The sequence below is a fragment of the Glycomyces salinus genome (assembly GCF_016428645.1).
GTDB lineage: Bacteria > Actinomycetota > Actinomycetes > Mycobacteriales > Micromonosporaceae > Glycomyces > Glycomyces salinus.
Genome location: NZ_JAELXW010000116.1, coordinates 14,917 through 28,583 on the forward strand (window position 1 = coordinate 14,917; position 13,667 = coordinate 28,583).

General features: G+C 71.6%; 12 protein-coding genes. 4 read left to right on the forward strand and 8 right to left on the reverse strand.

Features of this window, described 5'->3' with window-relative positions; genetic code table 11:
• Nucleotides 1-120 precede the first annotated feature (120 nt).
• From ccsB to JFB92_RS21855, 7 genes are read right to left on the reverse strand one after another with little or no spacing between them, the layout of a single operon-like run.
• Nucleotides 121-1,092 carry a c-type cytochrome biogenesis protein CcsB gene (gene ccsB / locus JFB92_RS21825; RefSeq protein WP_199043589.1) on the reverse strand — a complete coding sequence of 324 codons (972 nt, stop codon included), beginning with the start codon at nucleotides 1,090-1,092 and terminating at the stop codon, nucleotides 121-123.
• A complete protein-coding gene (gene resB / locus JFB92_RS21830; protein WP_233163649.1) occupies nucleotides 1,089-2,663 on the reverse strand; it encodes a cytochrome c biogenesis protein ResB in 1,575 nt (524 codons plus the stop codon). The genes ccsB and resB overlap by 4 nt, the downstream gene beginning before the upstream one ends.
• The gene (locus JFB92_RS21835; RefSeq protein WP_307789243.1) at nucleotides 2,660-3,415 is read right to left on the reverse strand and encodes a cytochrome c biogenesis CcdA family protein; all 756 of its coding nucleotides are present in this window, start codon (nucleotides 3,413-3,415) and stop codon (nucleotides 2,660-2,662) included. The genes resB and JFB92_RS21835 overlap by 4 nt, the downstream gene beginning before the upstream one ends.
• Nucleotides 3,412-4,005: a TlpA family protein disulfide reductase gene (locus tag JFB92_RS21840; protein ID WP_199043590.1), complete on the reverse strand. Its 594-nt coding sequence runs from the start codon at nucleotides 4,003-4,005 to the stop codon at nucleotides 3,412-3,414. Before JFB92_RS21840 ends, JFB92_RS21835 begins: the two co-directional genes overlap by 4 nt.
• 1 nt (nucleotide 4,006) lies before the next feature.
• Nucleotides 4,007-4,660, reverse strand: a complete 654-nt coding sequence (locus tag JFB92_RS21845; RefSeq protein ID WP_199043591.1) for a histidine phosphatase family protein — start codon at nucleotides 4,658-4,660, stop codon at nucleotides 4,007-4,009.
• Nucleotides 4,657-5,955, reverse strand: a complete 1,299-nt coding sequence (hemL, locus tag JFB92_RS21850) for a glutamate-1-semialdehyde 2,1-aminomutase (protein WP_199043592.1) — start codon at nucleotides 5,953-5,955, stop codon at nucleotides 4,657-4,659. Before hemL ends, JFB92_RS21845 begins: the two co-directional genes overlap by 4 nt.
• A 21-nt stretch (nucleotides 5,956-5,976) precedes the next feature.
• Nucleotides 5,977-7,539: an adenylate/guanylate cyclase domain-containing protein gene (locus JFB92_RS21855; RefSeq protein ID WP_199043593.1), complete on the reverse strand. Its 1,563-nt coding sequence runs from the start codon at nucleotides 7,537-7,539 to the stop codon at nucleotides 5,977-5,979.
• 391 nt (nucleotides 7,540-7,930) lie between these two features.
• Here JFB92_RS21855 and JFB92_RS21860 point away from each other — a divergent pair, with 391 nt between their 5' ends.
• From JFB92_RS21860 to JFB92_RS26725, 4 genes are all read left to right on the forward strand, one after another.
• Nucleotides 7,931-8,785: a lytic transglycosylase domain-containing protein gene (locus JFB92_RS21860; protein WP_199043594.1), complete on the forward strand. Its 855-nt coding sequence runs from the start codon at nucleotides 7,931-7,933 to the stop codon at nucleotides 8,783-8,785.
• A gap of 77 nt (nucleotides 8,786-8,862) precedes the next feature.
• The gene (locus JFB92_RS21865) at nucleotides 8,863-9,885 is read left to right on the forward strand and encodes a GNAT family N-acetyltransferase (protein WP_199043595.1); all 1,023 of its coding nucleotides are present in this window, start codon (nucleotides 8,863-8,865) and stop codon (nucleotides 9,883-9,885) included.
• 22 nt (nucleotides 9,886-9,907) lie between these two features.
• On the forward strand, nucleotides 9,908-11,704 hold the full coding sequence (locus tag JFB92_RS21870; RefSeq protein WP_199043600.1) for a potassium channel family protein: 1,797 nt from the start codon (nucleotides 9,908-9,910) through the stop codon (nucleotides 11,702-11,704).
• Between the two features lie 54 nt (nucleotides 11,705-11,758).
• A complete protein-coding gene (locus JFB92_RS26725) occupies nucleotides 11,759-12,988 on the forward strand; it encodes a trypsin-like serine peptidase (protein ID WP_199043602.1) in 1,230 nt (409 codons plus the stop codon).
• Here the strand turns inward: JFB92_RS26725 and JFB92_RS21880 are convergent.
• Nucleotides 12,957-13,667, reverse strand: a 711-nt coding sequence (locus JFB92_RS21880) for a hypothetical protein (RefSeq protein WP_199043604.1), incomplete at its 5' end; no start/stop codon positions are given. The genes JFB92_RS26725 and JFB92_RS21880 overlap by 32 nt on opposite strands.

Consider the following 13,667-nt stretch of genomic DNA (forward strand, 5'->3'; position numbering starts at 1 on the left):
CTAGGGGCCCCGCAAGATCTGGGGCCCCGCAATGCCTAGGCTCCTCAATACCCAGGCCCCTCACCGACCGCGCACGACGCATCGCTGTCCGTCGATGCCTCGCAGCCGGTCGGCCCCGCCTCAGACTCCGGCGTAGGAGTGCAGGCCGCTGAAGATCAGATTGACCGCGGTCAGGTTGAACAGCATCACCGCGTAGCCGGTGATGGCGATCCACGGGGCCCAGGCGCGGGCCGAGCGGCCCGAGACCCTCGCGTGGAGGTAGGCGGCGTAGACGACCCAGGCGATGAAGGCCCAGACCTCCTTGGGGTCCCAGGCCCAGTAGCGGCCCCACGCGAAGTGGGCCCAGACCGCGCCGGCGAAGATCCCGAAGGTCAGCAGCGGGAAGCCCAGGACGTGGATCTTGAAGGTCAGGCGCTCCAGGAGCGTGGCGTCGGGGAGGCGCTCGGCGACGTTCAGCGGGAACCGCACCTGCCGCCCGTCGGATTCCTGCCGGTCGTAGCGGCGCTTGAGCAGGTGCAGGAGCGCGAAGACGCAGCCGATGAGCATCACGCCCGAGGCGGCGATCGCGGCGGTCACGTGGATGACGATCCAGTAGGAGTCCAGGGCCGGGACCAGCGGTCCGGCCTCGGTGTAGACGCGCACCGAGGTGCCCAGGACCATGGTGACGGCGAAGGTCGCGAACAGCCCGAGGCGGCGCGGCACGCCTCCGGCGCCGACCAGGACCAGCCAGGTGATCATGCCGGCGAGGGCGACGCCGACGGTGTACTCGAACATGTTGCCCCACGGCCACCGTCCGGTGTGGATCACGCGGGTGACGATGGAGGCGGCCAGGACGGCGGTCCCGAGGTAGGTCAGGATCAGGGCGACCCGCCCGGAGGCGCGGGCGGCGGCCGGGCTGACGGCCGGGACCGCGGCGGCGTCGTCCTCGGGCGGGTCGTCGGCGGTTCCGCCGGCGGCGACGAGCCGCCGCTCATCGGCGCGCTTGGGGGCGCGCCTGTCGAAGGCGTACTCGACGGCGTAGGCGAACATCGCCGTCGCGTAGAAGAGGATGGCCCCGACGAACAGCGCGTTCGCCGCTTCGGCACCGGTCATGGCGTGCTCCCGATAGGTTCTTCGAGGTCGGATCTGGATGCGGGCGGCTCGAAGTCCGGTGCGATGTCGGCGGTGAGCTCGTCGCACTCCTCGTCGAGGCCGTCGTAGTCGTTTCGGTTGAGGCCGGCGACTTCGACGCCGCCGTCGGGGTTCCACCGGATCCAGTAGCGCCGGCGCCGAACGGTCAGCATCGGCAGCAGCGAGGCGATGAGGACCACCGCGCCGCCGAGCACGATGGGCCCGCCGGGGTCGTAGCGGACCTGGAGGACCGCGTACTGCTCGACGTCCTCGAAGGTGAGGGAGGAGCCGTCGGGCAGTTCCATGGTGTCGCCGAGGCCGATGACCTCGACCTCGTCGTTGAGCTTCTCGAGGTCGCCGGAGGCGATCTGCTCCTCGTCGACGCTGTAGACCGATTCGGGGATGCCGTCGTCCATGCCGAGGTCGCCCTGGTAGGCGGTCAGGGCGAGGACGGGGTTGTTCAGCTCGGGGTCGTCGCCGATGAGCATGGCCGTCGAGTCGTCGAAGGTGGGGACGAGGATCGCGTCGAAGCCGGTCTCGGCGTCGGGGTCGATCTCGCCGGTCTCGGGGTCGAGGTTGGCGTCGGGGAACTTGAAGGCGCCCTCGGAGTTGAGGGCGGCGTCCATGGCCAGGAAGGGGTTGCGGAGGGTCTGGGTGAGGCCGTAGCGGTCGGTGTAGGTGACCACGGGCGTGTAGCCGTGCCCGATGAGGAAGACGTTGGTCCCGTCGAAGCCCAGCGGGTGGTTGACCCGCAGGTCGTAGGCGTCCTCCTCGCCTTCGTAGGTGTAGGTGAGGTCGGCGTCGTAGGCGGTGGGGCCGCCGTCGGTGAACTCGGCCTCGAAGTCGTCGAGCCGGAGGCAGAACTGCGGGAGCCGGTTCTCGTCGACGTAGGCGCCGAGGCCGTACTCGTCGTACTGCTGGAGGCTGGAGCAGAACGCCTGTTCGGGGCCCTCGGAGAGGATGCGGTTGCCGTACCAGGAGAAGAGGCTGCCGATCGCGACGCCCGCCAGGATGAAGATGACGCTGGTGTGGAACAGGAGGTTCCCGGTCTCGCGCAGGTGGCCCTTCTCGGCGGCGATGGCGACGGTGCCGTCCTCGGCCTCGCGGACGGCGGTGCGCCAGCGGCGGCGCTTCAGCGTCGCCTCGGCCCGTTCCCGGTCGGCCTCGACCTCGAGGCGGCGGTGGTGGGGCAGGATGTCCATCCGCTTGGGGGCCTCGGGCGGGGCGGCGCGGAGGGCGCGGAGGTGCGCGGCCAGGCGCGGGACGATGCAGCCGACGAGGCTGATCGTGAGCAGCAGGTAGATCGCCGAGAACCACGGGGAGGTGTAGACGTCGAAGGCCCACAGCCGGTCCAGCAGCGGGGCCCAGCCGGGGTACTGCTCGTAGTAGGCGTCGACGTCGGCGGGGCTGATGGACCGCTGCGGGAACGTCGAGCCGGGGATGGCGGCCAGGGCCAGGGCCAGCAGCAGGAGCAGCGCGGTGCGCATGGAGGTCAGCTGGTGCCACCACCGCCGCCCGAAGGAGCGGAGTTTCCTCACCGGAGTAGCGCTCAAATCCAGATCTCCCCCGCTCCGACGGTGGCGCGAAGCCAGTTCGTGAAGTCGGTCCAGGCGCCGGTGGCGAGCATCAGGCCGACGGCGATGAGCATCGCGCCCCCGGCGATGGACACGGCCCGGCCGTGGCGCTTGAAGAAGTCCAGGGCCCTGGCGAGCCGGTGCACGCCGACGGCGAACAGGACGAACGGCAGGCCGAGCCCGGCGCAGTAGGCGATCATGAGGCCGATCCCGCGGGCGGTGCCGTCCTGGATGACCGCGAGGCCGGTGATCGCGGCCAGCACCGGCGAGGTGCAGGGGATCCACGAGAGCGCGAAGACCGCGCCGAACACCGGCGCGCCGGCCAGGCCGACGGCCGGGCGCCACCGGGGCGCGAAGCCGCGGCCCAGCGGCATGAGCCCGATGAACATCAGGCCCATAACGATCATGAAGATCCCGACGGCGGTCTCGAGCGTGGAGGTGTTGGCCAGCAGTGCCCGCCCGGCGCTCTGGAGCGCGAAGACGATGGTGGTGTAGACGGCGGTGAACCCGGCGACGAACAGCAGCGAGCCGGCCAGTATCCGCCCCTTCCGGCCGCCCTCGGCGAGGTCGGATCCGGACATCCCGGTCACGTAGGAGACGTAGCCGGGCATGAGCGGGAGCGTGCACGGGGAGGCGAAGGAGACGACTCCGGCCAGGGCCGCCACGCCGAAGGCGAGGAGGATGGGGCCGGAGGCGGCGGTCTCGGCCAGGCCGGTCTGCGCGAGGGTCACGTCCCGAGCACCTGGTCGATGTCGGCGATCAGGGTCTCGGAGTCCTTGAAGTCCTCCCGCCAGACGCTGAAGATGCGCTGCTCGCGGTCGATGACGAAGGTGACCGGGATGGTGTTGGGGGCGACCTCGTAGTCGAGGAACTGGAGGGCGATCTCGCCGCCGGAGTCGTTGAACGACGGGTAGGTGATGCCGTGGCGCTCGTCGAAGGCGAGGGCGGCGTCGACGGTGTCGCGGATGTTGACGCCCACGAACCGCACGTCCGCTTCCTCATAGTGGTCTACCGCCTCCACCAGGAACGGGGCCTCGGAGCGGCAGGGGGCGCACCAGGAGCCCCAGAAGTTGACCACCAGGACGTCCCCGGCCCAGTCGGAGGTGTCGAGCGGATCGCCTTCGAGGCTCTCGCCGGTGATGACGGGCGCCTCGGGGCGCTCGTCGGGGTCGTCCCAGCGGTAGTTGGCGCCGTCGCCGGAGACGAACCGGTCGCGGTTGATCTGGTTGACCCGATTGGGGTCGGCCCCGTCGTCGGAGCACGCGGCGAGCGCCCCCAGCAGGGGCGCGGTCGCGATCAGCGCGCGCCTGGGCAGTCCCATCTCAGGCTCCCTTGGCCCGCCTGGCCGTCTCGGACTTGAGCACCAGGTGGGCGGCGGGCTCGGAGTACTCGACGCGGTCGATCCTGCCGCCGTCGAAGACGAAGCTGGTCAGGGAGGCGAGGTTGCATTCGCGCCTGCGCGGGTCGTGCCACAGGCGCCGGCGCTCGGCGAAGCGGCGGACGGTCCAGATCGGCAGCTGGTGGCTGACCAGTACGGCCTCGGAGCCCTCGGCGCTCTTGCGGGCGTCCTCGACGGCGGCCATCATGCGGCGCGCGATGTCGATGTACGGCTCGCCCCACGAGGGGGTGAACGGGTCGCGCAGCCGCCACCAGTACCTGGGGTTGCGCAGGGCCCCGTCGCCGACGCCGACGCGCATCCCCTCGAAGGAGTTCCCGGCCTCGATCAGGCCCTCGTCGGTGGCCGTGTCGAGGCGGTGGGAGGCGGCGATCGGCTCGGCCGTCTCCTGGGCCCGCTGGAGCGGGGAGGCGGCGACGTGGACGACGTCGCGCCCGGCCAGCCGCTCGGCGGCCGCGAGCGCCATCTCCTGCCCCAGCTCGGACAGCCCGTAGCCGGGCAGCCTGCCGTAGAGGACGCCCTCGGGGTTGTGCACCTCGCCGTGCCGCAGCAGATGGACGATGGTCTTCTTGCCGCTCATGACCGCACCCTAGCCGCCGCCTCGGCCGCGCGCGGCAGGGCCCGTTCGAGGTGTGACAGGGCTTCCTCGTCGATCGCGGTCGAGGCGAACCAGCACTCGAAGGCGCTCGGCGGCAGGTAGACGCCCTGGTCGAGCATGGCGTGGAAGAACGCGCCGTAGGCCTCCGCGTCCTGGGCCGAGGCGTCCTCGAAGTCGCGGACCTCGCGGTCCGTGAAGAAGACGCTGAACAGGTTCGCCGGGGCCGAGACGAGGTGGGGGACGCCGGCCTTGGTCAGCGCCTCGCCGGCCATGCGCTGGATCTCGGCGGCGACGGCGTCGAGCCTGCGGTAGGCGTCGTCGTCGAGCAGGCGGAGGGTGGCCAGCCCGGCGGCCACGGCGAGCGGGTTGCCCGAGAGGGTCCCGGCCTGGTAGACCGGTCCGGCCGGGCTGACGAGGTCCATCAGGTCGGCCCGGCCGCCGAAGGCCGCGGCCGGGAGCCCGCCGCCCATGACCTTGCCGTACGTGTAGAGGTCGGCGGGGGCGCCCAGCCCGCCGGGGCCGACGCGGAAGCCGGTCATGACCTCGTCGGAGATCAGCAGCGCCCCGTGGGCGCGGGCGAGCTCGTAGATCCTCTCGTTGAACCCGTCGCGGGGGGCGACGGCGCCCATGTTGCCCGGGACGGCCTCGGTGATGACCGCCGCGATCGTGTCCGGGTGCCGCTCGAAGGCCGCCTGGATGGCGTCGATGTCGTTGTAGGGCAGCACGATCGTCTCGGCGGCGGCGGCCTTGGGGACTCCGGGCGAGTCGGGGTGGCCGAGCGTGGCCACCCCGGAGCCGGCCGCGGCCAGGAAGTAGTCGGCGTGCCCGTGGTAGCACCCGGCGAACTTGATGATCGCCTCGCGCCCGGTCGCGGCGCGGGCGAGCCGGACGGCGCTCATGGTGGCCTCGGTGCCCGAGGAGACCAGGCGGACCTTCTCGCACCGGGTGCGGGCGACGATCTGCTCGGCCAGCTCGATCTCGCCGACCGTGGGGGCGCCGAAGGAGGTGCCCTTGGCGGCCGCCTCGGTCACGGCCGCGACCACTTCGGGGCGGGCGTGCCCGAGGATGAGCGGCCCCCACGAGCCGACCAGGTCGAGGTAGGAGTTCCCTTCCACGTCGCGCATGTAGGCGCCCCGGGCCTCGGCGATGAACACCGGGTGCCCCCCGACCCCGCGGAAGGCCCGTACCGGCGAGTTGACGCCGCCGGGTATGACTCGGGACGCCCGTTCGATGAGAGAGGCCGAGGTCGCGCCCTCGGGCTGCTGCCTGTCAGTCACCGCCTCAGCCTCTCACACGGCTCAGCGGCTCCGAGCCAGAGCGGTGTCGATCTTGACCGCGTTCACCAGTCGGCCCAGGGAGGCCGGGACCTGCGGCGGAGCCGAGGCCGACGGACCGTGGAGGAGCCAGCGGATCGGGGTCGGAACCCGGTAGAGGGCCTGGTCGACCGCCGGGCGCTCGATCACGACCAGGGCGGCGTCGACCAGTTCGACCAGGGCCTCCAGGCTGCCGTCGCGCTGGCGGCACAGGTCCAGGACCTCGTCGACCGAGGCCCCCTCGCGGCGGGCGGCCAGTTCCAGCAGCACCGCCCGGGCCGGGCCCGAGATGCGGGCCACCGCCTCGTCGATGGCCGCGCGGAAGCCCCCGGCGGAGTCGAGGGTCGAGACCGGGTCCTCGCGCAGGCGGCGCGTTGCCGCGGCCGGGGACCCGAACGCGGTCACGTCGGCCACGGCGCTGAGCGCGGGCACCAGGCCCTCGACCGCCTCGGCCGGGGCCCGGCAGTCGGCCGGGGTCCAGGTAGCGCCCCGGTCCTCGCAGAACCCGGCCAGGATCGCCGCGGCGACCTCGGGCGGGGGCGGGGGCAGGGCGCGCTTGGCCTCGCCGGGCAGCTCCAGCGGCCGGGCCCCCGCGGCGAGCACTGTGAGGCGGGGGCATTGGCGCAGCAGCTTCTCCACCGCCCAGGCGTGGTCGCGGTCGACCTCGTCGAGCACCAGCAGGGCCTCCTTGGTTCTCAAGTGGTCTACGGCGGCCTCCACCGGGTGCCGGAAGGGGTCGGGCTGCCTGCCGATCGAGGCCAGCACGGCCGAGCCGAGGTCGTCGCCGGGGACGCAGTACCAGACGCCGTCTCTCTGGGCCTGGACTCGCAGCCCGGCCCAGGACTTGATCAATGTGGACTTGCCGGAGCCGCGTATCCCGGTGACGGTCACCAGCCGGTGCCCCGCGAACGCCCGGTCGAGCTCGCGGTACTCCTCGGGCCGGTCCACAGGGGTCTTCAGGTCGGCCGGGAGGTTGTGGCGGTGCGGCACGATCGGCGGCGGCGGGAACGACTCGGGCAGGCCGGGCGAGCGCAGCTGGCGCAGTTCGGTGGTCCCCGGCAGGCCGCGCAGTTCGAACTCGCCGAGCCCGACCGCCTCGGCCTCGCCGAGCCCGGCCGCGACCGCGCATTGGGCCGAGGCGAGGATCTGGTCGCCGTGTGCGGCGGCGCAGATGCGGGCGGTGCGGTGGACCTCGGGTGTGGCGTAGCCGCCGGCCGAGGGCCAGGCCTCCCCGGTGTGCAGGCCCATTCTCACCCGCGGCCGGATCGGTCCGCGGTCGAGTCCGAGGTCGGGCCAGTCGGCCTCGCGCAGGGACGACTGGATCTCCACGGCCGCGGCGGCGGCGTCGGCGGCGTCGCCGAAGACCACGAAGAACGAGTCGCCTTCGGTCTCTATCTCGGTGCCGCGGTGCTGCCGCAGTACTTCTCGTATGAGCGCCCGGTGCCGGTGGAGCACGATCCGGTAGGGCTCGGCGCCGAGGCCCGAGGCCAGGCGTGTGGACCCCTCGATGTCGGTGAACATGAAGGTCACGTCACCGGCGGGAAGCACTACTCGAGCGGGCTGTTTGTGGTTGGGCGTCGGTGCGGTATTCGGTGCTGTAATTGCCGTAGTCGTATCCACGTGTCGATCAACTTTCGTTCAGCCCCCGTATGCCGGGCTGTGGCGCGCTGGAGCGCGGGCACAACCCAGCGGCCTCACAGTGTCTCCCCCATCTCAGTCGGTTACCGGATGTGATGGTCATTCAGACGCCGGTCGTCTGGCCGGGTCGCCCCAGTCGCGGCTGTGAGGTGGATCGGCCCGCGGTCCCGCTCCCGGCGGCTCGTGGCCACCGGCGATCCGAATGGAGAACGATCATCGAGGCCGCCGGTAGCGGCCTGGAAACAGAATTGTTCGCGGCGGGCGTTGCCCTATCGAAGAGGCGTAAGGAATACTCGCTTCCGTGTGGTTCACACTCCTCCGAAAAATCGCCCTGCTCCCCTGGAGAGCGCTCAAGGCCGTCGGGCGCGGCGTCCGCGCCTGCTTCAGGGCCCTGCGGTCCCCCGCCGGGCGCCTGGCGGTGCAGTGCGCCGTGACCGCCGTGGTGGTCGCCGCCGGACTGGGGGCGGGCTACTACCTGGTCCCCTCGGCCGGACCGGCCTGGTCCTTCGGGGTCGAACCCGAGCCCGAGCCCGAGGAGCCGCCGCTGGTGCTGGCCCCCGAGGACGCCCCGGACGCGGGCCTGCCGGCCCCGACCGAGCCCCAGTCCGACCAGACCGGCCTGCCCGGCGGGGGCGAGGAGACCGACTCCCCCGCCGACGCCGCCGGCGGCCTCCTGGCCTGGGCGCAGAGCCTGGACCACCTGGGCATCCCCGAGCGGGCCCTGCTCTCGTACGGACGCGCCGAGATCCTCTCGGCCCGCCAGAACCCCGACTGCAACCTGTCGTGGACGACCCTGGCCGGGATCGGGCAGACCGAGACCAACCACGGCACCACCGGAGGCAACCGCATCACCGCCGACGGCACCACGCTGACCGAGATCATCGGCCCCGAGCACAACGAGATGGGCCCGATGCAGTTCCTGGAGGAGACCTGGGAGGTCTGGCAGGCAGACGGCAACGCCGACGGCGTCGCCGACCCCCACAACATCGACGACGCCACCACGGCCGCCGCGAACTACCTGTGCACCGGCGGCCGCGACCTGACCGACCCGGCGGACTGGTACGACGCCGTCCACAGCTACAACCCCGTCGACTCCTACGTGCAGAAGGTCTACGACCGGGCCGACGACTACGGGCGCAAGAGCGCCCCGCAATGACCGCGGCGGCCCCCGCGGGCGCTCCGCAGGGTAGTTTGGGGGTTTCGCGGCGTGACAAGATCGGGTAAGGATAGAAGATGCCCCTGAAGCAGCTCGACCCCGGCGAGATGACGGCCGACGACATCCGCGACTGGTGCTCGGTGCTCAACGACATGACCGCGGCCGACATGCCCGGCGAGCCGCGGTGGCGCACCGACCGGCTGAGCGACTACCTGACCGCCACCCTCCCCGACGACCGGCGCTACGTCTTCCTCCACCGCGACGACGACGGCGACCTGACCGGCCACGCGAGCCTGATCATGTTCGGCGGCGAGCAGGCCGGGACCGGCGTGATCGAGATGTCGACCCGGCCCAGCGCCCGCGGGAAGGGGGTCGGGCGGGCCCTGCTGCGCGCGGTCGCCGAGTGCGCCGCCGCCGAGAGCTGCCGGACCCTTTCGGTCGAGGTCATCGCGACCACCCCCGCAGTGGGCTTCTACGACCGGATGGGCTTCGAGCGCGCCGTGGTCGAGCAGCGGCACCTGCTGCGCTGGGGCGAGGTCGACTGGGAGAAGATCGAGCACGCCGCCGGGCGGCTGGCCGCCGGATACCGCCTCGAGTACCACGCCGGCGCGGTCCCCGAGCGCCTGGTGGACTCCTACGCCTCGGTCAAGGCGAACCTGCGCACCACCACCGACTACGCGATCGTCCCCGAGTGGCGCGGTTCGGCCCAGGCCGACCGGCTCCGCGACTCCCTGTCCACCCTGGAGCGGCGCGGCATGCGCTCGCACATCGTGGTCGCCCTCGCCGAGCCCTACGGGAACGTGGTCGGGCTGACCGAGCTGGTCGTGGCCGCCCAGCGTCCCACGCGCGCCGACCAGTACGACACCGTGGTCGACCCCGGGCACCGCTCCTACGGGCTGGCGATGTCGATGAAGGCCCGCCTGCTGACCGAGCTGCGCCGCGCCGAGCCGCAGCTGGTGGACGTCCAGACCTGGACGATGCAGCACGCCGACGACGTGCGCTGGATCAACTCCGAGCTGGGCTTCGCCCACGACGTCGACTGGTACGACTACGAGGCCGACGTGGCCGAGCTACTCGCCCGCGCGTCCAGCGGAGCTTGAACCCCTTCCCTAGACTCGATACATGTACCCCAACTACTTGCCCACCGACCCCAAGGGCGTCAACGGAACACCCTCCGAACGCCTGGTGATCGTAGTCGGCGACAACGGGCTGACGCTGCGATTCATCCGGAATCTGACCTCCCGGTTCGGCTACCGGGTGGTGGCGCTGATCGCGAAGGGACCCGGCGGGCAGCGCGACGAGCTGCGCCGGGAGGCGGAGGACAACATGCGGCTCCAGATCGTCGAGCAGGGCCGCATCACCGCCGAGTCCATTCGCGAGGTGGGCCTGATAGAGGCGTACGCGGTGGCGCTGATGGCCCAGGACGACGTCGGGAACCTGCATCTGGCCCTGAAACTCCGCGAGATGTCGCACGGGATGGCCGACGAGACGCTGCCGAAGCTGGTCATCCGGATGTACAACCGGCAACTGCGCGACCGCATCCGGACCCTGCTGGGCGCCGAGGGCGTCTACGTCGAGTCCGACGCGGACATGGTCTCGCGCACCTTCGCGGCCTCGGCGCTGGGTCAGGTCGCGCCCGGCGACATGGAGATCTGGGGCCGGCGCCTGTACCTCAAGCGCGAGCCCGACATCCGGGCCCAGGCCCAGTGGCCGGTCGCCAGCGGCAACGGCGGCGCGGTCGAGATGCTCTCCACCGAGGGCGGGGAGACGGTCCGGGTGATGTGCCTGGAGCCGGAGAACAAGGTCCGCTGGTTCCAGTCCCGGCCCGAGGCGCTCTTGCGGTTCCTGCGCCGCTCGATGTGGGGGCTGCGGCGCACCATCGACACCAAGCTGCGGGTGGTGGCGCTGGTGCTGATGGCGATCCTGGGATCGGGCATCTGGGCGCTGTCGAGTTTCGACTCCAGCGACGTCCGGATCGACAACGGCTGGGACGCGCTGTACGTGATCACCCTGATCGCCGGCGGCGGCATCGACCCGGACACGAACGCCGCGCCCGAGGTGATGATCACCCACGGGGTGGTGGTCCTGGCCGGGTCGCTGCTGATCCCGGTGGTCACCGGTGCGATCGTGCAGGCGCTGGTGGCGCGGCGGTACGCGCTCTCGGAGGGCCGGATCGTCGAGCGGGTGCGCGACCACGTCATCGTCGTCGGGCTGGGGAACCTGGGCACGCGGGTGGTCGAGGAGCTGCGCCGGCGGCGGGTCCCGGTGGTGGCCGTCGAGAAGGACCGCGACGCCGTCGGCATCCAGGCCGCGCGCTCGGCCGGGGCGCAGGTGCTGCTGGGCGACGCCAGCCGGACCGAGACGCTGCAGGAGGCCGAGATCAAGCACTGCCGGTCGCTGGTGGCGATGGCCAAACAGGACTCGGCCAACCTGGAGGCGGCCCTGTCGGGCCTGGAATGCCACGCGAAGCTGAGCACGGTCCTGCGGATCTACAATCCCGAGTTCGCGCGCCTGGTGCGGCGCAACTTGAACCGGCAGCAGAAGCCCAGCGAGGCGGGCCAGCACTCCACCTACAGTCCCGCCGTGGTCGCGGCGGCCTCGTTCGCGGCGGCGCTGACCGACGACGAGATCCTCGAGACGATCCCGGTGCGGGGGCGCGTCGCCTACATCGGCGAGGTGGTGGTCGAGTCGGGCGCGCAGCTCGACGACGGCGCGGTCCACGAGGCGACCTCGAACGGCTCGCACATCCCGCTGGCCGTCCGGCGTGCCAGCGGCGGCGTCCGCTGGAACCCCGACGCGGCCTTCAGGATCCAGGCGGGCGACAAGCTGCTGGTGCTGGCGACGACCCAGGGCCTCCAGGAGATCCTCGAGCGCTGCCAGCGCTCCCGCACCGCTCCCGGCACCGGGGCGAAACTTTAGGGCACGCCGCTCGTTGATCCTCCGACACATCTCTCAAATCGAAAGGGGTCGGCGGTGGACGCGCGAGAGCGGATTCCAGGGAGGACTCGCAGACGGCGCCGGGCGGCGCTGGTCTCGGCCGCGGGTGCGGCGGCGGTAGTGGCGGCGGCGATCACGATCCCTCAGGCCTTCGCCGACGACGGCCTCCTCGGGCTCGGCGCCGACTCGGGGCCGCTGGCCGTGGACGAGGCGCTGCTGGGGATCATCGAGGTCGGCGAGGTGACCGAGCTGGCCGAGTCGCTGACCTACGCGGACGAGGACCGGACGATCGAACTGCACGACCCGGACGCGGCCTACGTGAAGGTCCACTTCGAGCGGCTGCTGCTGACCGGAGACGACTACGTGACCGTCTCCAGCCCGGACGGCTCCGAGTCGTACCGGTACGAGGAGTCGGGGGTCGACCAGTGGGCGACCTCGATCACCGGCGACACCGCCGTGGTCGAACTCCACCGCACCGCCGCGGGCCCGGACACCTCGGGGCTGGGCGCGCTGATCGACCGCGCCGCGTTCGGCTTCCCCACCGACATCGTCGACGCCCTGGTGGAGGAGCAGAGCCGCCAGGCGCGGCCGACCGAGAGCATCTGCGAGACGAACGACAAGCGCCCCTCCCCGTGCTACGAGGACTCCTATCCCGACGTCGTCGACCGCGCCGATCCGGTGGCGCGGCTCTTGATCGACGGCACGGTCCTGTGCACGGGCTTCCGCGTCGGCGACCGGAACCGGATGCTCACCAACAACCACTGCCTCTCCGACGGCTGGGAGGCCCGGCGGACCGAGGTGTGGTTCGGCTACGACTGCGCCGCCTGCGAAGGCGGCGGGGAGACCAACCCGATCAAGGTCGACGGCGAGCGGGTCCTGGCCACCAGCGAGGAACTGGACTACACGCTGTTCACCCTCGACGACTTCGCCTCGATCGAGCGGTTCGGCTCCCTCGAACTGGCCGACGAGCCCGCCCGCCGGGGCCAGGCGATCTACATCCCGCAGCATCCGGCCGGCCGGCCCACCGAGATCGCCCTCGAGTCCTCGGTCGACGGCGGCAACTGCGTGGTGTCCGACCCCAGGTACGACGGCTACGTGGCCGGCAGCGACGTCGCCTACTACTGCGACACCGAGTTCGGCTCGTCCGGCTCCCCGGTCCTGTCGCGCGACACCCACGAGGTGGTGGCACTCCACCACTTCGGCGGCTGCCCGAACTCGGGCGTGAACGCGAGCATCATCGCACGGGAGATCGGCGCCCTGCTCTGACCTGGACCCGAAAACGGCTCGAGCGGCAGCCTCGCTGGAAGCACGAACAATGGAGCGTCACTACATCGACATCAGCGTCTTGGTGCACGGGCTCTCCGCAACCGAGCTGGGCGAGCAGTTCGAATCGCTCGCCGACGCCGTCTACGACCGATCCGACGTCATCGACCCCGACCTCGCCATCGATCTCGGCCGAAGGCTGCTCGAATTCAGCACAGCCGTCGCCGGGGATGGGTTCGAGGGCGGAGCCTCGCTCCCCCAGGATCATCGGGGGCGGACTGGTCGGTGCGGGTGACCGGTCGGGTGCTGCTCCGGGGAGGTCCGTCGATACCCGATTATGTTGGGCTGCTTGGCGGTTCAAGAGTGCGCCGCTCGACTCGGTCGCTTCGGACTCGGCTTCGATGTCGGGAGCGGCCTGGGCGCCGGATGTGGTGGGTCCGGCTCGGCATCGCTCGCGGGCGGCCTTGATCGCGGCAGCGGCGGTCTCCATCGCATACCAGCCGGAGAAGTCCGAGAGCCGGTCCTGGTACTTCTTGGACCATTCGGTGGGGAACAGGCCGGTGGGGGTCTCCTCGTCGGACAGGTCCCAGTCGGTGTCGCGGGTGCCGTCGGCCCGGTGCTCGATGACCGCCCGTCCGGGGCCGGTCTTGGTCACGACCCACTCGCCGGTGTGAATGCGCCC